Source organism: Geobacillus sp. LYN3 (assembly GCF_003064505.1).
Taxonomy (GTDB): Bacteria; Bacillota; Bacilli; order Bacillales; family Anoxybacillaceae; genus Parageobacillus_B; species Parageobacillus_B toebii.
The window spans coordinates 2570929-2593855 of sequence record NZ_QCWL01000001.1 but is presented as its reverse complement, the minus strand read 5'-3'; the positions used below and the strand labels follow the sequence as shown (position 1 = coordinate 2593855).

19 protein-coding genes, 1 other RNA gene, 1 pseudogene and 1 other annotated feature are annotated in these 22927 nt (G+C 42.4%); of the genes and pseudogenes, 20 read left to right on the top strand and 1 reads right to left on the bottom strand.

Annotation, left to right across the window (positions count from 1 at the left end; genetic code table 11):
• The first annotated feature begins 283 nt into the window (after positions 1-283).
• The 7 genes from DCC82_RS13625 to DCC82_RS13600 all read left to right on the top strand — a co-directional run bounded on the left by DCC82_RS13625 (position 284) and on the right by DCC82_RS13600 (position 7831).
• Entirely contained in the window at positions 284-2482 is a 2199-nt protein-coding gene (locus DCC82_RS13625) for a RelA/SpoT family protein (protein WP_015864618.1), read from the top strand.
• Positions 2483-2496: 14 nt separating this feature from the next.
• Entirely contained in the window at positions 2497-2955 is a 459-nt protein-coding gene (dtd, locus tag DCC82_RS13620; RefSeq protein ID WP_108430383.1) for a D-aminoacyl-tRNA deacylase, read from the top strand.
• Between the two features lie 109 nt (positions 2956-3064).
• The gene (locus tag DCC82_RS17705; RefSeq protein ID WP_015864616.1) at positions 3065-3241 is read left to right on the top strand and encodes a hypothetical protein; all 177 of its coding nucleotides are present in this window, start codon (positions 3065-3067) and stop codon (positions 3239-3241) included.
• Between the two features lie 68 nt (positions 3242-3309).
• Positions 3310-3542 (top strand) — a binding site (T-box leader).
• Positions 3543-3593: 51 nt separating this feature from the next.
• A complete protein-coding gene (gene hisS, locus DCC82_RS13615; RefSeq protein ID WP_015864615.1) occupies positions 3594-4865 on the top strand; it encodes a histidine--tRNA ligase in 1272 nt (423 codons plus the stop codon).
• A gap of 13 nt (positions 4866-4878) precedes the next feature.
• Positions 4879-6663: an aspartate--tRNA ligase gene (aspS, locus tag DCC82_RS13610; protein WP_015864614.1), complete on the top strand. Its 1785-nt coding sequence runs from the start codon at positions 4879-4881 to the stop codon at positions 6661-6663.
• A 51-nt stretch (positions 6664-6714) separates the two neighbouring features.
• A non-coding RNA gene (ssrS, locus tag DCC82_RS13605) (6S RNA) lies at positions 6715-6899 on the top strand.
• Positions 6900-7066: 167 nt separating this feature from the next.
• Positions 7067-7831 carry a tRNA threonylcarbamoyladenosine dehydratase gene (locus DCC82_RS13600; RefSeq protein ID WP_097354782.1) on the top strand — a complete coding sequence of 255 codons (765 nt, stop codon included), beginning with the start codon at positions 7067-7069 and terminating at the stop codon, positions 7829-7831.
• A gap of 32 nt (positions 7832-7863) precedes the next feature.
• Here the strand turns inward: DCC82_RS13600 and DCC82_RS13595 are convergent, their stop codons facing one another.
• Complete coding sequence (locus DCC82_RS13595; RefSeq protein ID WP_097354781.1) at positions 7864-8514, bottom strand: RsfA family transcriptional regulator; 651 nt, start codon at positions 8512-8514, stop codon at positions 7864-7866.
• A gap of 203 nt (positions 8515-8717) precedes the next feature.
• On the opposite strand from DCC82_RS13595, the pseudogene DCC82_RS13590 reads away from it, so the two are divergent.
• The 13 genes and pseudogenes from DCC82_RS13590 to DCC82_RS13530 all read left to right on the top strand — a co-directional run.
• Positions 8718-11765, top strand: a pseudogene (locus DCC82_RS13590) (efflux RND transporter permease subunit); the annotation flags it as partial.
• Positions 11766-11877: 112 nt separating this feature from the next.
• Positions 11878-12753, top strand: coding sequence for a TetR/AcrR family transcriptional regulator (locus tag DCC82_RS13585; RefSeq protein ID WP_015864610.1), 876 nt, complete (start codon positions 11878-11880; stop codon positions 12751-12753).
• Positions 12754-12892: 139 nt separating this feature from the next.
• Entirely contained in the window at positions 12893-14185 is a 1293-nt protein-coding gene (locus DCC82_RS13580) for a replication-associated recombination protein A (RefSeq protein ID WP_097354779.1), read from the top strand.
• A 66-nt stretch (positions 14186-14251) separates the two neighbouring features.
• Entirely contained in the window at positions 14252-14908 is a 657-nt protein-coding gene (locus DCC82_RS13575; RefSeq protein ID WP_015864608.1) for a YczE/YyaS/YitT family protein, read from the top strand.
• Positions 14909-14926: 18 nt separating this feature from the next.
• Positions 14927-15343: a cysteine metabolism transcriptional regulator CymR gene (gene cymR / locus DCC82_RS13570; RefSeq protein ID WP_015864607.1), complete on the top strand. Its 417-nt coding sequence runs from the start codon at positions 14927-14929 to the stop codon at positions 15341-15343.
• 20 nt (positions 15344-15363) lie between these two features.
• Complete coding sequence (locus DCC82_RS13565; RefSeq protein WP_062677176.1) at positions 15364-16509, top strand: cysteine desulfurase family protein; 1146 nt, start codon at positions 15364-15366, stop codon at positions 16507-16509.
• 17 nt (positions 16510-16526) lie between these two features.
• Positions 16527-17642, top strand: a complete 1116-nt coding sequence (gene mnmA, locus DCC82_RS13560; RefSeq protein WP_015864605.1) for a tRNA 2-thiouridine(34) synthase MnmA — start codon at positions 16527-16529, stop codon at positions 17640-17642.
• Positions 17643-17810: 168 nt separating this feature from the next.
• Positions 17811-18479 carry a tetratricopeptide repeat protein gene (locus DCC82_RS13555; protein WP_015864604.1) on the top strand — a complete coding sequence of 223 codons (669 nt, stop codon included), beginning with the start codon at positions 17811-17813 and terminating at the stop codon, positions 18477-18479.
• Positions 18480-18489: 10 nt separating this feature from the next.
• The gene (gene recD2, locus DCC82_RS13550; protein WP_015864603.1) at positions 18490-20844 is read left to right on the top strand and encodes an SF1B family DNA helicase RecD2; all 2355 of its coding nucleotides are present in this window, start codon (positions 18490-18492) and stop codon (positions 20842-20844) included.
• Positions 20845-20879: 35 nt separating this feature from the next.
• A complete protein-coding gene (locus tag DCC82_RS13545; protein ID WP_015864602.1) occupies positions 20880-21353 on the top strand; it encodes a PRC-barrel domain-containing protein in 474 nt (157 codons plus the stop codon).
• A 15-nt stretch (positions 21354-21368) separates the two neighbouring features.
• Complete coding sequence (locus DCC82_RS13540; protein WP_015864601.1) at positions 21369-21560, top strand: hypothetical protein; 192 nt, start codon at positions 21369-21371, stop codon at positions 21558-21560.
• A 12-nt stretch (positions 21561-21572) separates the two neighbouring features.
• A complete protein-coding gene (locus DCC82_RS13535) occupies positions 21573-21707 on the top strand; it encodes a YrzQ family protein (RefSeq protein WP_015864600.1) in 135 nt (44 codons plus the stop codon).
• A gap of 102 nt (positions 21708-21809) precedes the next feature.
• Entirely contained in the window at positions 21810-22871 is a 1062-nt protein-coding gene (locus tag DCC82_RS13530; protein WP_097354778.1) for an AI-2E family transporter, read from the top strand.
• The last annotated feature ends 56 nt before the right edge of the window (positions 22872-22927 follow it).

Below are 22927 nucleotides of genomic sequence, written 5' to 3'. Positions count from 1 at the left end.
TTTACCAACTGTGGATAATTTGAAAATCCCTATTTTGACGAAAAACTTTGAAATATACTCTTCATAGCTGTTATGCAATTCTAACCATCGACATAGCTGTCATATTTCGTTACAATAAATAAAAAGGGCACTCTAGTGAGTGCTCTTTCTTATTAGTTTCTAATGGTGGTAATTGTTAACATGAGGCAGCAAGCGTTGCATAACTCTTTACATTATAAAAAATTTTCATGATAATATAGTAATCAATACATGATTTTATTATACGTAAAGGTGATTTGATCCTATGGCCAACGAACAGGTATTAACAGCGGAACAAGTCTTTGAGCAGGCAAGCTGCTATTTGTCTGAAAGAGATGTCGAATTTATTAAGAAGGCGTATGAATTTGCTAACCACGCTCATCGCGATCAATATCGCAAATCGGGAGAACCATACATTATTCATCCGATTCAAGTTGCCGGCATTTTAGTAGATTTAAAAATGGATCCTGCCACGATCGCAGCTGGATTTTTGCATGACGTTGTCGAAGATACGGAGGCAACGAAGGAAGATTTGGAACGGGAATTCGGCAGCGAAGTGGCGATGCTCGTAGATGGCGTGACAAAGTTAGGAAAAATTAAATATAAATCCCAAGAAGAACAGCAAGCGGAAAACCACCGGAAAATGTTTTTGGCAATGGCGCAAGACATTCGTGTCATTCTCATTAAATTAGCGGATCGCCTCCATAATATGCGGACACTGAAGCATTTGCCGATCGAAAAACAGCGGAGAATTGCAAATGAAACGTTAGAGATTTTTGCGCCATTGGCACACCGCCTTGGAATTTCCAAAATTAAGTGGGAACTGGAAGATACCGCCCTTCGCTACTTAAATCCGCAGCAATATTACCGCATCGTGAATTTAATGAAGAAAAAACGGGCTGAGCGCGAACAATATTTGGAAGAAGTCATTCAAGAAGTGCGTGAACGGCTGAACGAAGTTTCTATTCCATGCGAAATTTCCGGAAGACCGAAACATATTTACAGCATCTATCGCAAAATGGTCATGCAAAATAAACAGTTTAATGAAATTTACGATCTGCTTGCTGTCCGCATTATTGTTAACAGCATTAAAGACTGCTATGCCGTATTGGGCATCATTCATACATGTTGGAAGCCGATGCCGGGGCGTTTCAAAGATTATATTGCGATGCCAAAACCGAATATGTATCAATCGCTTCACACAACGGTGATTGGTCCAAAAGGAGAACCGCTAGAGGTACAAATTCGCACGTTTGAGATGCATCAAATCGCTGAGTTCGGAATTGCCGCGCACTGGGCATATAAAGAAGGAAAGACGATTAAACCAAATTCGTTTGAAGAAAAATTATCATGGTTCCGTGAAATTTTAGAATGGCAAAACGATGCGAGCAACGCCGAAGAATTTATGGAATCGCTGAAGATGGATTTATTCTCCGATATGGTGTTTGTGTTTACGCCAAAAGGAGATGTCATCGAATTGCCGGCCGGTTCGGTGCCGATTGATTTCGCCTATCGCATCCATTCGGAAATTGGCAATAAAACGATCGGCGCCAAGGTCAACGGCAAAATGGTGCCGCTCGATTACAAGCTGCAGACAGGCGACATTGTCGAGATTCTGACTTCGAAGCACTCGTACGGGCCAAGTCAAGATTGGCTGAAGCTGGCGCAAACGTCCCATGCGAAAAATAAAATCCGTCAGTTTTTCAAAAAGCAAAGACGGGAAGAAAATATTGAAAAAGGAAGAGAGCTTGTCGAAAAAGAAGTCCGCAGCCTCGGATTTGATGTCAAAGAAATTTTAACGGCGGAAAACGTCAAGCGCGTTGCGGAGAAATTTAATTTTTCGAACGAAGAGGATATGTACGCCGCGGTCGGTTATCATGGGATTACCGCGGCGCAAATTGCTCACCGTTTAACAGACAAATGGCGAAAGCAGCGTGATTTGGAAGAACAACAGAAAAAATTGACAGAGACAATACCAGAAACGAAAATACCAACTGCAAAGAAACGTGATTACGGCATTCGTGTGCAAGGAATGGACAACTTGCTTATTCGTTTGTCGCGTTGCTGTAATCCAGTTCCTGGGGATGAAATCATCGGCTTTATTACAAGAGGACGCGGAATATCAGTTCATCGTGCTGATTGTCCAAATGTGCAGACAGAAGAGGCATTAGACCGCTTAATTTCGGTGGAATGGGAAAGTGATGTACAATCAAATCGCGAATATAACGTGGAGATTGAGATTACTGGTTTTGACCGCCGCGGGTTGTTAAACGAAGTGCTGCAAGCGGTAAATGAAACGAAAACGGACATTTCGGCTGTTTCAGGAAGATCCGATCACCGCAATAAAATCGCAACTATTCATATGACGATTGCCATTCGCAATATTAGCCATTTACAAAAAGTGGTCGATCGAATTAAACAAATACCAGATATTTACTCAGTACAGCGAATCATGAATAATTAGAAAGGAAAAGTGTGATGAGAGTAGTAGTACAACGGGCAAAACATGCAAAAGTGACAGTGAATGGGGAAGTTGTCGGTTCCATTGACCATGGTCTTGTTCTTCTGGTTGGCGTCACTCATAGCGATACGGTTGAGGATGCAGCGTTTATTGCAGATAAAATCGCACATTTGCGCATTTTCGAGGATGAATCCGGAAAAATGAATCTCTCCGTGCTGGACGTTGGCGGAGAAATTTTATCCGTATCGCAATTTACCTTGTATGGCGATTGCCGAAAAGGCCGGCGCCCGAACTTTATGGAAGCGGCGAAACCGGATCATGCATTGCCAATTTATGAAGCGATGAACGAAGCGCTTCGTCAAAAAGGCATCCGTGTTGAAATGGGAAAGTTTGGAGCGATGATGGAAGTGGAATTAATTAATGATGGTCCTGTCACTTTGATTGTAGAAAGTAAGGAAAAAGCGGGGAACAAATAATGTTCGCCCGCTTTTTTTTATCCTTTCAAAGCGGCCAAATTCTTTTTTATTTTTTATCTAAATGGGAAAAAATAAAAAAGAATATAGCACAGAGGAAGGATGAGCAAAATTGCGGCATAGCGCGAAAGGAGAGTTTGCGCATCGAAGAGCAAGTGAACTGTTTCATATTGATTTTCACGAATTTATGAGAAAAGAGGCGGAACATACAGCATTTGAATTAGCGTCAGAGTTTGGATTGACGCTAAGAGACGTACAAAAACTAAAAAAACAACTGTTTCGTTCTTGAAAAGTGTCATTTTTTCCTTGACAAAGTGAATTTTCATTCGTAAGATAGGTTATAAAAATTGTATATAATAACAACCAATGACGGAGAAAAGTAGTTAAGAATACACATGGCCAGAGAGGAAATGCCTTAGGCTGGAAGCATTTCTCCATGATGACTTAACGAAAGACACTCCGTAGGTTTCCCTTTGAACGCGTCATTTGCGCCAGTAAAAGGGAACGCGAATCTCGCGTTATCGGTAATAAGTGGAAGCTTTTTGCTTCAATTAGGGTGGCACCACGGGAACAACGCTCTCGTCCCTATTTATAAGTAGGGAAGAAGGGCGTTTTTATTTTTGGAGAAGGAGGGTTTGTTTATGGCTTTTCAAATTCCGCGAGGAACGCAGGATATTTTGCCTGGTGAAGTAGAAAAGTGGCAATATGTTGAAAAAATAGCGCGTGATATTTGCAAACGTTACAATTACCATGAAATTCGCACTCCGATCTTTGAACATACCGAATTATTTTTGCGCGGTGTTGGCGATACGACGGATATTGTGCAAAAAGAAATGTATACGTTTGAAGACCGGGCGGGAAGAAGCATGACGCTTCGTCCGGAAGGGACTGCGCCGGTTGTGCGTTCGTTCGTTGAAAATAAAATGTACGGCAATCCAAATCAGCCAATTAAGTTATATTACATAGGTCCGATGTTCCGCTACGAAAGGCCGCAGGCAGGGCGGTTCCGTCAATTTGTTCAATTTGGTGTGGAGGCGATTGGAAGCAATGATCCGGCGATTGACGCGGAAGTTATTGCAATGGCGATGGAATTGTATCGATCGTTAGGATTAAAAAAATTAAGACTGGTCATTAACAGCCTAGGGGATGTAGAAACCCGAAAAGCGCATCGTCAAGCGCTGATCGATCATTTTAAAAGCCGGATTCATGAACTTTGCGAAGATTGCCAGGTGCGTCTGGAAAAAAATCCGCTTCGCATTTTAGATTGCAAAAAAGACCGTGACCATGAATTAATGGCAACGGCGCCATCGATTCTCGATTATTTAAACGATGAATCGCGGCATTATTTTGAAAAAGTAAAAGCTTACTTAACGAAATTGGGAATTCCATTTGAAGTAGATCCTCGCCTCGTACGCGGATTAGATTATTATCATCATACGACGTTTGAAATTATGAGTGATGCAGAAGGATTTGGAGCGATTACAACGTTATGCGGTGGAGGTCGCTATAGCGGGTTGGTGCAAGAAATAGGCGGGCCAGAAACACCTGGGATTGGATTTGCGCTAAGTATTGAGCGGTTGCTCGCCGCTTTAGAGGCAGAAGGGATTACATTGCCGATTAGCGAAGGCATTGATTGCTATGTTGTCGCTGTTGGCGAAAAAGCAAAAGATGAGTCCATATTACTTGTTCACAAGCTGCGAAAAGCTGGAATTGTCGCTGATAAAGATTATCAGGACCGGAAAATAAAAGCGCAATTAAAATCGGCAGACCGCTTGAACGCCAAGTTTGTGGCGATTCTCGGCGATGATGAACTCGCAAAAGAAGTAATCAATATAAAAGAGATGAGCACAGGAGAGCAAACAGAAGTACCGCTACATTCTGTCGTCGATTATTTAAAAGAAAGATTGTCATAGGAGGGATGAGAGCGTGTTTGGAAGGACATATTATTGCGGTGAAATCACCGAAAAAGCGATTGGGGAAAAAGTGGTTTTAAAAGGTTGGGTACAAAAACGCCGCGACCTTGGCGGGCTGATTTTCATCGATCTTCGTGACCGGACGGGAATCGTGCAAGTCGTGTTCAGTCCGGAAGTGTCAAAAGAAGCGCTGAATGTGGCAGAAAAAGTGCGGAATGAATACGTATTGAGTGTGGAAGGCACCGTTGTTGCCCGGGAGGAGGGAACGATCAATCCAAATCTTCCGACAGGAAAAATTGAAATTCAAGCAGAGCGTATAACCATCATTAACGAAGCAAAAACACCGCCGTTTGTCATCACGGATCAAACGGACGTAGCTGAAGAAGTGCGTCTTAAATATCGTTATTTAGACTTGCGCCGCCCGGTTATGTTTCGTACTTTGCAATTGCGGCACCGAGTGACAAAGGCTATTCGCGACTTTTTAGACGGAGAAGGCTTTTTGGAAGTGGAAACGCCAATTTTAACGAAAAGCACGCCGGAAGGGGCGCGTGACTATTTAGTGCCAAGCCGCGTTCATCCAGGCGAGTTTTACGCGCTTCCGCAATCGCCGCAAATATTTAAGCAGCTCTTAATGGTAGCGGGATTCGAACGATATTATCAAATTGCTCGTTGTTTCCGTGACGAAGACTTACGTGCAGACCGTCAGCCAGAGTTTACCCAAATTGATATTGAAACATCGTTTATGAGCCAAGAAGAGATTATGCAGCTAACGGAACGAATGATGGCATATGTCATGAAAATGGCGAAAGGAATCGACATTTCCTTGCCATTCCCGCGCATGTCTTACGATGAGGCAATAAGCCGTTATGGTTCGGACAAGCCGGATACGCGCTTTGGTCTAGAACTTGTCGATGTATCGGAAATCGTGAAGAATTCTTCCTTCAAAGTATTTGCAGGCGCCATTGCAAACGGAGGACAAGTAAAGGCGATTAATGTAAAAGGAGCAGCAGATCAATATTCGCGCAAAGACATCGACGCGCTAGCTGAGTTTGTCGCGCGTTACGGGGCAAAAGGACTGGCGTGGTTGAAAGTGGAAGAAGATGGATTGAAAGGACCAATCGCTAAATTTTTCACAGAAGAAGAACAAAACGGACTGATTCGAACGCTTGAGGCAGAAGCCGGCGATTTATTGCTGTTTGTTGCCGATCATAAGACGGTGGTTGCCAATGCGCTTGGCGCGTTGCGTGTAAAACTTGGAAAAGATTTAAATTTAATTGATGAAACGAAATTTAATTTCCTTTGGATTACAGACTGGCCACTGTTAGAGTATGATGAAGAAGACGGGCGTTATTACGCGGCGCATCATCCGTTTACCATGCCAGTGCGTGAAGACTTGCCACAATTAGAGACAAATCCAGAAAAAGTACGGGCACAGGCATATGACCTTGTGTTAAACGGCTATGAACTCGGCGGCGGTTCGATGCGTATTTTTGAGCGGGAAGTTCAGGAAAAGATGTTTCGCGCCCTAGGATTTACGGAAGAAGAAGCGCGTAAGCAGTTTGGTTTCTTATTAGAAGCATTTGAATATGGCACCCCGCCGCATGGAGGGATTGCGCTAGGCTTGGACCGTCTTGTCATGTTGTTGGCAGGACGAACGAACTTGCGCGATACGATCGCATTTCCAAAAACAGCAAGTGCAAGCTGCTTGCTAACAGAGGCGCCAAGCCCAGTTAGTGAACAACAGCTAGAAGAATTACATTTAGTTGTTAACTCGGAAAAAAAGAGTGAGCAATATTAGTTGTTTCGTTGAAAAGATGTAAAATGTATGATAAAATCTAAATAAAGAAGCATAGTCCTGATGTGTTCGTCGTATAACCTATTGTTTTGACCGAACAATAAGTTATACGGGAGCCCGGAGTTTCCAAGCAGCGTACATGCCTTTGACGAGGGAGGAAGTGCAAACCTTGGAACAGGGCACCCACCTGCTTGGAGCGGGTTCAAAACGAAGGCATCGACGGCACGATTGGGACTTATACGTTAGTTTATTGTTATATATCGTTTGAAAAACTTCCCTATGTAAAGATTGCTCTTTACATAGGGATTTCTTTTGTTTTACCAAAAATTTAGATTGAAATTTAGGGAATTGTTATTGTAGGATAAAAAGCGTTATGGAAGCAATATTTATGTGACGGGGGATATACATGTTACACCAATTTTCGCGGAACGAATTAGCAATAGGAAAAGAAGGATTGGAAAAATTAAAAAATGCAACGGTTGCCGTTCTTGGCGTCGGCGGAGTCGGTTCCTTTGCTGTTGAGGCGTTGGCGCGTTCCGGCATCGGACGCCTTGTTCTTGTAGATCGGGATAATGTTGATATTACAAATATTAACCGGCAAATTCATGCGCTTCTTTCCACCATTGGCCGTCCGAAAGTGGAATTAATGAAAGAACGAATTGCTGATATCAATCCGGAATGTGAAGTCATCGCTTTGCAAATGTTTTATACAGAAGAAACATATGAGCAATTTTTTAGCTATGATCTTGATTTTGTTATTGATGCTTCCGATACGATCATATATAAAGTCCATTTAATGAAAGAATGTTTAAAGCGCAATATCCCGATTATTTCGAGCATGGGCGCAGCCAATAAAATGGATCCGACACGCTTCCGCATCGTGGATATTTCGAAAACCCATACGGACCCGATCGCAAAGATAATTCGCTCCAAATTGCGCAAAGAAGGGATTCGGAGCGGTATTCCAGTTGTGTTTTCTGATGAAAGGCCAATTATTATTCGCGAAGATGTCCGTAAAGTGGTAGGGAATGACCAATCTCCAATTCGCAAAGCGCAAATGCCGCCATCTTCGAATGCATTTGTTCCATCAGTAGCGGGACTTATTATGGCTTCATACGTTGTACGTGAACTATTGAAAGATATTAAAATTTATCGTGTTGGAGAAGAATAAAAACGTCGCAGATCGTTTTCTGCGACGTTTTATCAAGAGTGGGCGATGTGTTCTAGATTTCCGTTTTTATCCATTCGGAAAATATGGGCTGGCTGTACACCGTATTCTTCATCTACGATCAGTTTGCGAGCGCGTTCCATAATTTTTACTAATGCCTCGTAATCTTCTTTAATAGTGGATTGTTGTTCTTCAAGACGCTCTAATTTTTTTTGCAGTTCCTCGTTGCGCGTCCGCAATTGTGCATTTTCATTATTTAACCGTTTGTTTTCCATTTGGATCGTTTCGGAACGCTCATAATCAGATTTTAATGTCTGTAAAAAAGCAATGCATTGTTCGAGCGTAATGGAAGGTTCTGTAAGAAAAGCGGATGTTTCTTGTTGGAAAGAGACGAAATTGGTAGAAAGCGGCTGTGCTTTATTTTCTGATTGCTGCATTTTTTTCGCTTGTTCTAATGCTCGCTTCCGTTCTTTTCGCTGTTTTTTTGCTAATTCAATTGCTTCCACGTATCGCTTTCGTACTTCAGCGTTCCAGCGGAATCCGCATGCTGCCGCTGTCCGATTCAGGCGATCTCCAACTTCTTCAAACGCAGCAAGTTGTGTTCCCCCTTCACGAATATACCGCAATACCGTTTCCGCCAATATAACGTCTTCTTCATGTGTCCAAGCATCTTGTCGTGTTTTCATTTCCCTACACCCCGCAAATAGATTTAGATAGATTATAGTCTTTCCTCTTATTAGCAAATTTAAACTTTATATTTTTTTACATTTCATCCAATTGAAAGTTTATAAGGAATCTTTTATAATTGATCTGCATTATTACGACTGGTCGGTTGGAATATGATTTGAATGATTGGTCGTAAAATCAATGAAAGAGAGGGGAAAAGACGAATTTTTTAACAAAGTTTAGCTTAAAAAATGCTGCTGCCATATTCATTATTTCTTTTTTGCTTATTGTTGGGGGGATATATTCTTTTTCCTCTTTGAAGGTAGATTTGCTTCCAAGCATTGAGTTTCCGCAGCTATCGATTGAAATCGTTTATCCAGGCGCATCGCCGCAAGATATTAACGATCAAGTGACTTCCAAGCTGGAGGAAAAACTAAAGTCCATTGAGGGGCTAAAGCAGATGCAAAGCTCTTCGTATGAGAGCATTGCCATTATTAATCTTGAATTTCCGTTTCATACGGATATGGATGAAGTGGAACGCCAAGTAGATACATTAATCAAAGACGCAAAGCTTCCAGAAAATGTTCAAACGAAAATAAATCGTTTTTCGTTTGGGACTCTCCCTATTTTTAATATTTCCTTATTCGCCAAAAAAGATGTGGACTTGCAAAAAATATTAGAAAGCGAAGTAATTCCTGAGTTAAATAAAATTAACGGGATTAATTCCGTGTCTGTCGGAGGAATGAAGGAAGAGGTCGTACAAATTACTGTCGATAAACAAAAAGCACTGCAGGCGGGGTTAACGCTGTCGCAAATTAAAGATCAAATTAACGAAAAATACATTTCTTTTCCCGCTGGCAGCGTCCATACCGATGCTTTGCAAATTCCTATTCGTGTGCAGGAAAAGCTGGAAACGGTGAAAGAACTCGAAAATATGACGCTGACATCGCCGTTCGTACAATCAGTGCCTGATGCGCCACAAATCAAACCAGCGATCAAGTTAAAGGACATCGCAACAATCGAAACAGTCGCCGATCGGTCGGAGTTCACCCGTTACAATTTAAAAGAATCATTGTCAATGGCTGTTACGAAAAAGCAAGACGCCAATACGGTGGAAGTGGCGGACAAAGTGATTCATGTGCTTGATTCGTATAAGGACCAATTCGATTACACGATTGGTTTTGATTCCGCGGAAGGAATTAAAAAATCGGTCGAATCGCTTGTCCGTGAAGGATTGTTAGGAGCGCTGTTTGCATCTATCTCTGTGCTTGTGTTTTTGCGCAACGTTCGCGCGACGATCATCGCTATCGTTTCGATTCCACTTTCATTATTAGTGGCTTCCATTTTCTTGAATCGGATGGATATTTCCTTAAACGTCATGACGCTTGGAGGAATGGCGGTAGCGGTAGGGCGTGTGGTCGATGACAGCATCGTCGTGATTGAAAATATTTTCCGCCGCGTCCGCAAAGCGAAAACTGGGATGACGGATGAACTGATTGAAGATTCGACAAAAGAAATATTAAAAGCGATTACCTCATCGACGATTACGACCGTTGTTGTCTTTTTGCCGCTCGGTTTTGTCGGCGGAATTACGGGTGAATTTTTCTTGCCGTTTGCATTAACGATTGTATTCGCCCTGTTCATGTCTTTAATCGTTGCCGTTACGATCGTACCAATTTTGGCGAAATTTTCGTTCAAAAAAGTTCCGCCAGAAGAAAAAGAAGGGGTTCTTCAACGTGTCTACGGGCAAATCATTGCATGGTCATTGAACCGCAAGGCGATGATTTTGGCGCTATCCGTTGTGTTGCTTGGAGGTTCGTTTGCGCTTGTGCCGGCATTGGGATTTACCTTCTTGCCGAATGAAGAGCAGAAGACGCTTGTCGCAAGCATTGAACTTCCGTCTTCTACATCGCTCGAAAAAACGAACGATGTATCATTAAAAATTGAAAACATGTTTGATGAGCAAAAAGAAATTAAGGACGTGACCGCAGCGATTGGCAGCCGTGATTTTCGCACTGGATTAAAGCGGCAAAACCAAGCAAACTATTTTATCAACTTAAAAGATAATGTCCCAGTTGCATCATTTATGAAAAAGCTTGAAAAAAACATGAAAGAAATCGTAGAAACAGAAGCGCCAGGGACGAAATTGGACGTGCGTGAAATGGATGTCGGCGGACCGCCGTCAAATAACAATATTGATATTGATTTGTACTCTACGAATTTAACTTCTCTGCAAAAGGCGGCAAAACAAGTAGAAACATATTTAAATCAACGCAAAGATTTGAAATATGTAACGAACAATTTCTCTGAAAAGCAAAAGCAAATCATTATCGATATTGATCCGGAAAAAGCAGCGGCGTACGGAGTTTCCGGTTTTCAAATAATGGGAACGATCGCTGATGCAACGAAATCGGTGGAAGTTGGGGAATTAAAACTAGACGGAACAGAGCGGACGGTTCAATTATCGTATAATCAGAATCTTGATTCCGTAGACGAACTAAAGAATACGGTAATCTTTACGAAACGAGGATTTGTTCCCGTCTCTGAACTAGCGTCCGTCAAAGAAGTGGATACGTATACGTCAATTCAAAAATTGGACGGGAAAGTGTTTGCCCGCGTATCAGCGCAAATTGTTGGCGACAACATTCAAAAGGTCACGAACGATGTGATCCGCCATGTGAAAAACGATCTTGACTTGCCGAATGATGTTTCGCTAGAAGGCGGAGGCGGCAGCGACGAGACGGTGCAAACATTTCAAGAGCTTGGCATGGCCATGCTGATCGCCATCGGTCTTGTGTATATTACGATGCTCGTCACGTTTGGGAAAGCGCGCATTCCGTTTATCATTCTGTCATCCCTTATTTTCGTGCCGATTGGCTCGCTTCTTGGTCTATATATCGCGAAAGAGCCGCTGTCTATCAGCGTTATGATTGGATTATTAATGTTAATTGGAATTGTAACGACGAACGCCATTGTCCTTGTCGATCGGATTGGACAAAACCGTGAACAAAAAGGAATGACAGTTCGCGAAGCGATTATTGAAGCCGGAAAAACGCGTTTGCGCCCGATTTTAATGACGGCGTTTGCGACAGTGGCTGCTCTTATCCCATTGGCGCTGACTAAGGAGTCTGGAACATTGATTTCCAAAGGATTGGCGATTACCGTCATCGGCGGTCTCACCTCTTCGACCTTGTTAACGTTGATTCTCATTCCGGTTATGTATGAGTTATTCTTTATTCGTCAAGCGAAAGCGGAACGAATAAAACAGTGAACAAAGGATGGCTCGTTTTGTTGAGCCGTCCTTTCCTTATGTGTGTTTCGTTTTTTTTTCACGAGGAAATCCATTATAATAACATTAATGATAAATAAGGAAGGAGAAAACATTGAATAGAAAAGAAGAAATTATTCAAGCGGCAATGAAATTATTTGCGCAAAAAGGATATCATGCCACGTCGATGCAGGAAATTGCTGAACAGTGCGGAATGGCGAAAGGCTCGATTTATAATTATTTTAAATCAAAAGAAGAAATCGCCGTTTCTATTTTTCGTTATCACTATGATGTCTTATTTCAAAAAATTAGTGATATTGCTCATGATGAAACATTATCAGCGCGGGAAAAATTTGAAAAGCAGCTATCGATTCAAATAGAAGAATTTTATCGCCATAAAGAACTCGTGCAGATGCATATGGGAGAACAAGCGGTGAAAGTCAATGATGAAATTCGTCAACTTGTTTTTCTTATTCGAGCGAAAATGCTCAATTGGTATCGACAAGCAATCGAAGAAATATACGGAGAAAAAGTGAGCAACTTTTCACTAGACTGTGCGACGATGCTAAACGGGATGCTGAAAGAATATTTGTTTTACATAGCGATTGACCGAAAAGAGCTTCATCTGTCGAAGATGGCGCCGTTTTTACTTCGACGAATGGACGCGATTGTAGCGAGTATGTCAGAAAGAGAAGAGCCTTTGTTAACGATGGAAGTCATGCACGATTATCTTTGTGTCGAACAAGCCAATAAACACCGGAAACGGCAGCAAATTATCGATTGCATTCACCAAATGATCGAAATGTTACAGAGAAACGGTGGGGTGGAAGAGGATATTGGCCGCTCGCTAGAGGCGTTAAAGCAAGAGTTTAGTGAGGCAGACGAAGTGAGAAAATTTATTGTTGAAGCGTTATTGCTTTATTTGGAGCGACGGCAGGTGCCGTTATGGGAAGAATTAAAAACCGCCATCGATCACTATTTTGCCCCATAAAAGTTCTCTGTACGCAACAGGGAACTTTTGTTATGGCGATCGTTTTCATCAAGTTGAAGCGAAGAAATCTTCATCTCCTGCTTGGACCAAAGTGGGCAGGGGATGATGGGGTATTTATGCTGTTAGAGAGGGATGCCACATGTTGTTTACTTCAGAACCGCTTTCTGTTCGGATGAGACCGAGAAACATTGACGAGATTGTCGGGCAACAACATATTATCGGCCCGCATACCGCGCTATACAAAATGATTAAAAACGGCCACGTTCCTTCGCTACTTTTATATGGAGAGCCGGGAGTGGGGAAGACGTCGTTGGCGCATGCGATTGCTGGAACCGTTCAGCGTGATTTTTTCGCGGTTAATGCTACGACTTCCGGAAAAAAAGAGCTGGAAGAAGTAGTGGAAACGGCGAAACTGACGGGAAACGTTATTTTATTTATTGATGAAATTCACCGTTTTAACAAGGCGCAGCAAGATTATTTGCTTCCCCACATCGAGCAAGGGCTGATTACGCTCATCGGCGCTACAACGGAAAATCCGTTTCATGAAGTGAACCCAGCCATCCGCAGCCGCTGCGGGCAAATAAAGCAGTTAAAGCGTCTTGAGCCTGCCGATATTCTTATACTTTTACAGCGAGCTTTGCATGATCGTGACAGAGGATTAGGAAAACTTTCGATTGACATGGAGGAACGTTTGCTTTCCATGATTGCGGAATCGTCCGGTGGGGATGCCCGTTTAGCGTTGAATCTGTTAGAAGCAATTGTATATGCTTCGGAAAACGACGGTCAAATTCGTGTTCGTGAACAAACGGTAAGAGAATTTGTGGAAAATCGAGGATTTACCCATGATAAGAAAGGGGATGCGTATTATTCGCTTTTATCCGCGTTCCAAAAAAGTGTTCGTGGCAGTGACGTGGACGCGGCGCTGCATTATTTAGCTCGTTTGCTGGAAGGAGGGGATTTGGCGGCTGTTTGCCGGCGGCTTCTTGTTATTGCGTACGAAGATATTGGGCTGGCAAATCCGATGATGGGAGTGAAAGTACAAGCGGCGATTGAAGCGGTTGAACGATTAGGGCTTCCTGAAGCGAGAATTCCACTTGCTGTGGTTACGATCGAGTTATGTTTAAGCGCGAAATCGAATTCTGCCTATAAGGCGCTTGATGCCGCGATTGATGATGTACGCAATGGAAAAATCGGAGATATTCCTGATCATTTAAAAGATGCTCATTATAAAGGGGCAAGCGTGCTCGGACATGGAAAAGGGTATCAATATCCGCATGATTATCCAAATGGTTGGGTTTTTCAACAATATTTGCCAAATGAATTGGCAGGAGTGAAATATTACTCACCGAAGGAAAACGGAGAGGAAAAATATTATGCGAAAGTGTATGAACGGTTAGAACAGTTAAAACAACGAAATAAATTCCGGCAATGAAGGAAACGAAATTTTATGATATAATGACAATCGATTTGCTTATTTCATTTATGATGGGGTGAGAATATGGCCCATTCTCATCGCGAATATGCATCTATTTTCCGATGGGCTATTTATTTTATCGGGCTATTGATTATGTCGTTCGGCATCGTATTAACGATTAAAGCGAATGTCGGGTGCGCGCCATGGGATGTACTGCATATCGGATTATACCGGAATTTTGGATTGACGATTGGAACGTGGTCGATTATTGTCGGCCTTGTGGTTTTAACGATTTCTGCTTTACTTTTAAAACAACTTCCGAGAATTGGCGCTTTTCTCAATATGATTTTCGTTGGTATATTTATTGATTTGTATATGATGATTCCGTATTTACAAGTCCCAAATACATTAATCGGCAAGTTTGTTATGCTGCTTGTTGGGATTGTTATTACGGGTTATGGAATGGGAATATATATTTCAGCTAATATAGGAGCAGGTCCGCGTGACAGCTTAATGCTTGCATTGACGGAATTAACAGGGTGGAAAGTGCAATATATACGGATTGCGATGGAAGCATTTGTTCTTTTTATCGGCTGGATTTTAGGCGGGCCAGTATCGATTGGAACATTAATATTTTGCATTATGATTGGGTCTGTAGCCGGCGTTGCTTTGCCGCAATGCCAGCGTATGGCAGAATGGATATTAGTAAGACGAGTTGATATTGAAACACATGGTTTATAAATCGTTAGGGGGAGTAAGATGAAGATTTCAACAAAAGGTAGATATGGATTAACGATTATGATTGAACTCGCAAAAAAGTATGGAGATCGCCCAATTTCGTTACGCTCCATTGCAAAGGCGAACAATTTATCCGAACATTATCTTGAACAGCTTGTTACACCGCTGAGGAATGCCGGGCTTGTCAAAAGTATCCGCGGAGCATATGGCGGGTACGTGCTTGCAGATCATCCGGCTAAAATTACTGCCGGGGACGTTATTCGTGTATTAGAAGGGCCAATTACTCCTGTGGAAGAGCTAGATGAGGAAGAACCGGCAAAACGCGAATTATGGATTCGCATTCGTAATGCCGTAGAGGAAGTGTTGGACAACACGACATTGGAAGATTTAGCGAAATATAGTGAAGGCGATGAGGGTGCATACATGTTTTATATTTAAAGTTGAAAGGAGAATGATCATTGGACCGAATTTATTTGGATCATGCCGCTACCTCTCCTGTTCATCCAGATGTAGTGGAGCGCATGATTCCGTTTATGACCGAAGTGTTTGGAAATCCGTCAAGCATTCATTATTTCGGAAGACAAAGCCGTCAGGCAGTCGATGAAGCAAGAACTGTAGTAGCAAAAAGCATCGGTGCGAAAGAATCAGAAATCATTTTCACAAGCGGAGGAACGGAAGCGGATAATATTGCGCTCATCGGAACGGCGATGGCGAATCGTCATCGAGGACGCCATATTATTACAACGATGATTGAGCATCATGCTGTATTGCGCGCATGTGAGTACTTAGAAAAACAAGGGTTTGAAGTAACTTATCTCCCTGTTGATGAAAAAGGGAACGTTTCATTGGCAGATGTAAAAGCAGCGCTCCGTGATGATACGATTCTTGTATCCATCATGTTTGCCAACAACGAAGTAGGCGTGCTGCAGCCTATTGGCGAGATTGGCGAATTATTAAAGGATCATCAAGCTTACTTTCATACAGACGCGGTGCAAGCGTATGGACTCGTTCCAATTAATGTGAACGATCATCATATTGATTTGTTGTCTGTTTCTTCCCATAAAATAAATGGTCCTAAAGGAATTGGCGCTTTATATGTCCGTGAAACGGTAAAACTGTCTCCGCTTTTTTATGGCGGAGAACAAGAGCGGAAGCGTCGCGCTGGAACCGAAAATGTAGCCGGCATCGTTGGATTTGCTAAAGCGGTGGAAATTGCCCAAGAGACAATGAACCATAAGCAACAGGAGTACCGTTCGATGAGAGAGGCGATGCTGTCTATTTTTGCGGAGTCAGGCATTTCTTATTATGTTAACGGAAATCAAGATCATTGTTTGCCACATATCGTCAATGTCGCATTTCCTGGAACGAACGTGGAATCCATGCTTGTCAATCTTGATTTGGCGGGGATAGCAGCTTCAAGCGGTTCTGCATGCACTGCTGGTTCGATCGATCCATCGCACGTGCTTGTGGCGATGTTTGGCAAGGAATCGGAACGCATTCGTTCTTCCGTTCGCTTTAGTTTTGGTTTAGGCAATACGAAAGAACAGATTGAACGTGCGGCATCGGAAACAGTAAAAATTGTGAAGAGATTAACAAATGAGTAGATAAGGTGGTGAATAAAATGAACAAAGCCCCAAAAGATACGCGCGTTGTTGTCGGCATGTCAGGCGGCGTTGATTCATCGGTAGCGGCGTTGCTTTTAAAACAACAAGGATACGATGTCATCGGGATTTTTATGAAAAACTGGGATGACACAGATGAAAACGGTGTTTGCACAGCGACAGAAGATTATGAAGATGTTGTACGCGTCTGCAATCAAATTGGAATCCCATATTACGCTGTTAATTTTGAAAAACAGTATTGGGATAAAGTGTTTACGTATTTTTTGGATGAATATAAAGCTGGACGCACTCCGAATCCCGATGTCATGTGCAACAAAGAAATTAAGTTCAAAGCATTTTTAGAACATGCGCTATCGATCGGCGCTGACTACGTAGCGACCGGGCATTACGCGCGAGTGGAGTATCGCGACGGCGAATATAAAATGTTGCGCGGTGTTGACCAAAATAAAGATCAAACGTATTTTTTGAACCAATTAGGGCAGTCGGTACTATCGAAAGTGATGTTTCCGATCGGGCATCTCGAAAAAGCGCAAGTACGGCAAATTGCTAAAGATGCTGGGCTTGTCACAGCGACAAAAAAAGACAGCACGGGAATCTGCTTTATCGGCGAACGCGATTTTAAAGAGTTTTTAAGCAATTATTTGCCGGCGAAGCCAGGTATTATGCAAACACTGGACGGTGAAGTGAAAGGAAAGCATGACGGAGTGATGTATTATACAATCGGGCAGCGCCACGGTCTTGGCATTGGCGGAAGCGGCGAGCCATGGTTTGTCGTTGGCAAAAATGTAAAAGAAAATATTTTGTACGTTGCACAAGGATTCAACAATGAATATTTATATTCGACTTCGCTCATTGCGACAAATGTTAACTGGGTATCGGACCGCAAACCGACAAATTCATTCCAATGCACGGCAAAATTCCGTTATCGTCAGCCAGATACAGGTGTTACTGTTCATATTATCGACGATGACAAAGTAGAAGTCGTCTTTGATGAGCCGGTTCGCGCTGTTACGCCGGGACAAGCTGTTGTATTTTACAATGGTGAAGAATGTCTCGGCGGCGGAACGATAGACGAAGTATTCCGCAATGGAGAAAAACTTTGGTATGTTGCCTAGACAAACGAAAGGCGGTTTGTGCAGCTAAGAAAGCTGTGGACGAAGAAAATAGAAGCAATCCAAACAGCCAAAAAAAGCCTCAACTCTATTGTGGGTTGGGGTTTTTCTATAAATTGATAGAAAATTACGAACATATGTGCTATAATTGATATAAGGAGTGAACGGAAAATGGAAGATAAAAATCAAATAGGAATTTCCCATATGCAAAAAGGAAACTATGAAGAAGCGATAAAATGCTTTCATGATGCGATTGAGGAAAATCCGGATGACCCGATTGGCTACATTAATTTTGGAACAGTGTTAGCCAGTGCTGGAGAAGAGGAAAAAGCGCTCCATTTTTTCAAAAAAGCGATTGAGCTCGACAACAACGCGGCGACCGCATATTACGGGATAGGATCTGTATATTACAAGCGTCAACAATTTGCGCAGGCGAAGGATATGTTTGAACAAGCTATTCAAAAGGGGCTAAACGATGGAGACGCCTTTTTTATGCTTGGAATGTCGTTGATGCATTTAGAGGCACCGCGTCTTGCTCTTCCGTATTTACAGAGAGCGGTGGAGTTGAATGAACAAGATACCGAGGCGATATTTCAGCTTGGGCTATGTCTTGCGCAACTCGAATTTGTTGATGAAGCGATGAATTATTTTCAGAAAACGATTCAGTTAGATAGCAGACATGCAGATGCGTATTATAATTTAGGTGTTATATATGCTTATAAAGATGATATAAAGACAGCGATGGAAATGTTTACGACCGCTCTTCAGATCCAGCCGGACCATTTGTTGGCGGGATATGGGAAAAAGATGATGGAAAAAGCGTTAGGAAATAAAGGGTAGGGGATTCCCATTGCAGCAACAAGAATCGTTTGTTTTAGGGGAAACATCGTTTATTAAAGGGTCATATATTTCTACGATTTTTCATAATGAAGCAAATTTATATTCCGTCGTTCGCGTTCGAGTGGTGGAAACGAACGAAGCATATGATGAACAAGAAGTTGTTGTAACTGGATATTTCCCCAAAATGAATGAGCATGATACGTATATTTTTTATGGAAAATTTCACGACCACCCGAAGTTCGGGCGGCAATATGTTGTGGAACATTTTCGGAAACAATTTCCAAACACAAAAGACGGAATCATTCATTACTTATCAAGCGATTTGTTTAAAGGAATTGGGAAAAAAACGGCAAAAGCGATCGTCGAAGCGCTCGGCGAAAATGCTATTTCGAAAATTTTAGCGGATCCTAGCGTATTGGACGATGTTCCGAAATTGTCAAAACAAAAAGCAAAAGAGTTGTATGATACGTTGCGTGCCCATGAAGGGTTAGAACAAACGATGATTGCTCTTTCTCAATTTGGTTTTGGTCCGCAATTGTCGATGAAAATTTACCAAGTATATCAAGATGAAACCCTTTCTGTTATCCAGCAAAATCCATACCAGCTTGTCGAAGATGTGGAAGGGATCGGATTTGGCCGCGCCGATGAATTAGGATACCGTCTTGGCATTTCCGGCAGCCATCCTGCGCGCATTCGTGCAGCTTGTTTGTTTGTGTTAGAGCGGGATTGTCTTCAAGAAGGGCATGTTTATGTGACGAAAGAACAGCTTATGACAAGCGCGAAACAGCTTTTGGAGGCGAAACGGAACGAAGCGATCAGTGAGGAAGCCATCGAGCAAATGCTGTTAATGCTTGCGGAGGAAGGAAAATTAATCAATGAAGAGGAAAAATTTTATATTCCATCCCTTTATTTTGCCGAAAAAGGAATCGTAACCAATGTAAAACGTCTTTTGCAACAAACAGAAGCAGTGATGACGTTTCCGGAATCGGAATTTTTATTAGCGCTCGGAAGGCTGGAGGAACGTTTATCCGTTCAATATGCTCCATTACAAAAAGAAGCCATTCGACAAGCGATTTCTTCCCCGTTATTTATTTTGACGGGTGGTCCTGGCACAGGAAAAACGACGGTGATTAAAGGAATCGTAGAAATTTTCGCTGATTTGCACGGTCTTTCTCTCGATCCGAAAGATTACACGAAAGATCACCCATTTCCGATTTTGCTTGCCGCGCCGACAGGAAGGGCGGCAAAGAGAATGAGTGAAGCGACGGGATTGCCTGCTGTTACGATTCATCGTTTGCTTGGCTGGAATGGCGCGGAAGGCTTTACACATGATGAGGATGAGCCGATTCGCGGGAAGCTCTTAATTGTTGACGAAATGTCCATGGTCGATACGTGGCTGGCCAATCAGCTATTTAAGTCGATTCCGGACGGCATGCAAGTGATTCTCGTCGGCGACGAAGATCAGCTGCCATCCGTTGGACCTGGACAAGTGTTAAAGGATTTATTACAAGCGGGTGTCATCCCGACCATTCGGCTAACAGAAGTATATCGGCAAGCGGAAGGTTCATCGATTATTGAATTGGCGCACCAAATGAAAAATGGTGTCATCCCCCCGGATTTAACAGCACAAAAGGCGGATCGCTCATTCATTCGCTGTCAGACAGGGCAAATTGCTGAAGTCGTCCGGCAAATTGCTGATAATGCGCGAAGAAAAGGCTTTGCAGTAAAAGATATTCAAGTGCTTGCGCCAATGTATCGCGGTCCTGCCGGAATTGACCGCCTTAATCAAGTGTTGCAAGATTTGTTTAATCCAAAATCAGAGAAAAAGCGGGAACTTTCTGTCGGCGATGTAGTGTATCGGGTTGGCGATAAGGTGCTGCAGCTTGTCAATCAGCCTGATGACAATGTATTTAATGGTGATATCGGTGAAATTGTCGCCATTTTTTACGCAAAAGAAAATACGGAAAAACAAGATTTAGTCGTTGTTTCTTTTGATGGCATTGAGGTAACGTATTCGCGGCAAGATTTGTCGCAAATTACACATGCGTATTGTTGTTCCATTCATAAATCGCAAGGAAGCGAATTTCCAATTGTCATTTTGCCGGTTGTAAAAAGCTATTATCGCATGTTAAAGAGAAATTTATTATATACTGCGGTGACAAGAAGCAAACAGTTTTTAATTTTATGTGGGGAAGAAGAAGCGTTTAAGTTAGGCATTGCCCGCAGTGATGATGGGGCTCGGCAAACAACGTTAACGGAAAAGTTGCAAAGATCTCTTGCACCGATTACAGAAGGAGAACTGCCGATGGAGGATGCGAACATCGGAATGGAAAACGTTTCACCGTATGATTTTATGAACGACTAGCCAAGCTAAACATGTCTGGAAAGGTGGAGAGATCTTTGCGGACATTTTCACATCTAAAAGGTCTTCCCGTATATGAACAAAAAACGGGAAACACTGTTGGAAAAATAAGTGATATTTGTTTTACCAATACGGGGAAAGTTCAAGGATTTATCGTGGAAAGCAAAGGATGGTTTGCGCGCCATCGATATCTTCCGCTTGACGGCATCCAAGCGATCGGAGCGGATGGAGTTGTCGTTTATGATGCTGCGCTTTTACAATCGTTCTCCTCTTTCCAAAATGGCTACTCTCTTTACGGCGAGCGGGGAATTGCCGGAAAACCGGTGATTACCGCGGATGGTAATAAGCTTGGATTATTAGAAGATGTATATTTTTATGGGCAATTGGGCATAATCGGAGGATATGAGATCACAGACGGTTTTTTTGCCGATTTGACGGAAGGAAAAAAGCGAGTAGACGCTGTCCCTTTTACGGTAGGGGAAGAAGCGGTTATTGTAAACACGACCATGTAAGGAGAGTGGCTGTTTGTGCTCATTTGCCCAAATTGTAAAAGTAAAAATTTAGGGAAAATTGGTGTCAACCAATATTATTGTTGGGATTGCTTTATCGAGCTTTCTGTTTCGAAGGGAATTATTCATGCTCATCAAGTCGAGGAAGACGGAACGTTAAGCTCGCTAGATGACTTGTTTGATGAACATGAGCGCACGATCCAATTTTAGGAGGGAACGAGCATGAATCGCACAATGACCTCTTTGTTAGCGTTAGGATTAGGAGTTGCTGCTTACCAATTTGCACAACGCAACGGTTTGATGAACAATCGTGCCATGAAAAAAATGCGCCGCCGTGTGGCGAAAGCCATTCGTTAGCAAGAAGTACAAAGTGCCGATTCCCGATATTTCTTACGGGAGTCGGTGCTTTTTTGTATAATTCCGTTTTCTGCACCCACACTAACGATAGGGGGTGTTGCCATGGGAGAGAAGCAATGGCTGTCCATCATTCGTGTTGGCAAATGGCTGTTTGTTACGATCATTATTTATTTAGTTATTCGCATGAAAGAAGTATGGCTGCCGGTTGTTGATTTATTCGCTACTGCACTCATTCCGTTTTTCATTGCCGCGTTTATTACGTATTTATTGCATCCATTGGTGGAATACATTCATGAAAAAGGCATTCCGCGCTGGGCGGCTATTTTGTTCATTTATTTTCTTTTTTTCGGTGGAATTGGGTATGGGCTTTATAAAGGAATTCCGCTGTTTATTCAACAGCTAAAAGATTTAAGCGAAAGTTTGCCGGCATTGATAGAGACATATCGGAACTGGACAAAACAAATTCATAATCAAACATCGGCATGGCCAATGGAAATTCACACAAGAATTGAAGCAATGCTCATACAGCTGGAACAAACAGCAGCGAATGCGTTAACAATGGTGATCAATGGCGTAAAAGGGATTGTAAATTCCGCGATGTTGTTTTTGCTCATTCCGTTTATTGTTTTTTATATGCTCAAAGATATCGATCAATTGAAAAAAGCAGTATGGTACATTACTCCAAAACGATGGCGCGAACCAGGGATCGCATTTTTAAAAGATGTAGAAGAATCTCTTGGCAACTATATACGCGGACAATTGTTCGTAGGATTAGTAATTGGAAGTGTTGCCGCATTTCTTTTATGGATTGCTGGTATGGATTATCCGCTTTTACTTGGGTTTATTATTGGGGCAACGAATATTATTCCATATTTTGGACCAGTGATTGGGGCGATTCCCGCCGTGATTTTGGCAGCTACCGTTTCGCCAAAAATGGTGCTTATTGTCGCTGTTATTATTTTTCTTCTTCAATTTTTAGAAGGAAATATTTTATCGCCGCTCATCGTCGGAAAAAGTTTGCATATGCATCCGCTCGCGATTATGTTTGCTTTATTTTTTGGCGGGGAAATCGCAGGAGTGCTTGGCCTTATTGTTGCTGTTCCGCTTCTTGCCGTATTAAAAGTGGCTCTTCTTCATTGGAAAGAACATTATCAACCACATTGACAAATAAATGCAGCTTGTCTATAATCTTCAATGAAAAAACGAATACATAACGCGAT

Bases quoted from the DNA above. Each gene is read 5' to 3' on its own strand.
- DCC82_RS13625 (WP_015864618.1), top strand. From the start codon at position 284: ATGGCCAACGAACAGGTATTAACAGCGGAACAAGTCTTTGAGCAGGCA.
- dtd (WP_108430383.1), top strand. From the start codon at position 2,497: ATGAGAGTAGTAGTACAACGGGCAAAACATGCAAAAGTGACAGTGAAT.
- hisS (WP_015864615.1), top strand. From the start codon at position 3,594: ATGGCTTTTCAAATTCCGCGAGGAACGCAGGATATTTTGCCTGGTGAA.
- DCC82_RS13600 (WP_097354782.1), top strand. From the start codon at position 7,067: ATGTTACACCAATTTTCGCGGAACGAATTAGCAATAGGAAAAGAAGGA.
- DCC82_RS13595 (WP_097354781.1), bottom strand. From the start codon at position 8,514: ATGAAAACACGACAAGATGCTTGGACACATGAAGAAGACGTTATATTG.
- DCC82_RS13580 (WP_097354779.1), top strand. From the start codon at position 12,893: ATGTTGTTTACTTCAGAACCGCTTTCTGTTCGGATGAGACCGAGAAAC.
- DCC82_RS13575 (WP_015864608.1), top strand. From the start codon at position 14,252: ATGGCCCATTCTCATCGCGAATATGCATCTATTTTCCGATGGGCTATT.
- cymR (WP_015864607.1), top strand. From the start codon at position 14,927: ATGAAGATTTCAACAAAAGGTAGATATGGATTAACGATTATGATTGAA.
- mnmA (WP_015864605.1), top strand. From the start codon at position 16,527: ATGAACAAAGCCCCAAAAGATACGCGCGTTGTTGTCGGCATGTCAGGC.
- DCC82_RS13555 (WP_015864604.1), top strand. From the start codon at position 17,811: ATGGAAGATAAAAATCAAATAGGAATTTCCCATATGCAAAAAGGAAAC.
- DCC82_RS13535 (WP_015864600.1), top strand. From the start codon at position 21,573: ATGAATCGCACAATGACCTCTTTGTTAGCGTTAGGATTAGGAGTTGCT.
- DCC82_RS13530 (WP_097354778.1), top strand. From the start codon at position 21,810: ATGGGAGAGAAGCAATGGCTGTCCATCATTCGTGTTGGCAAATGGCTG.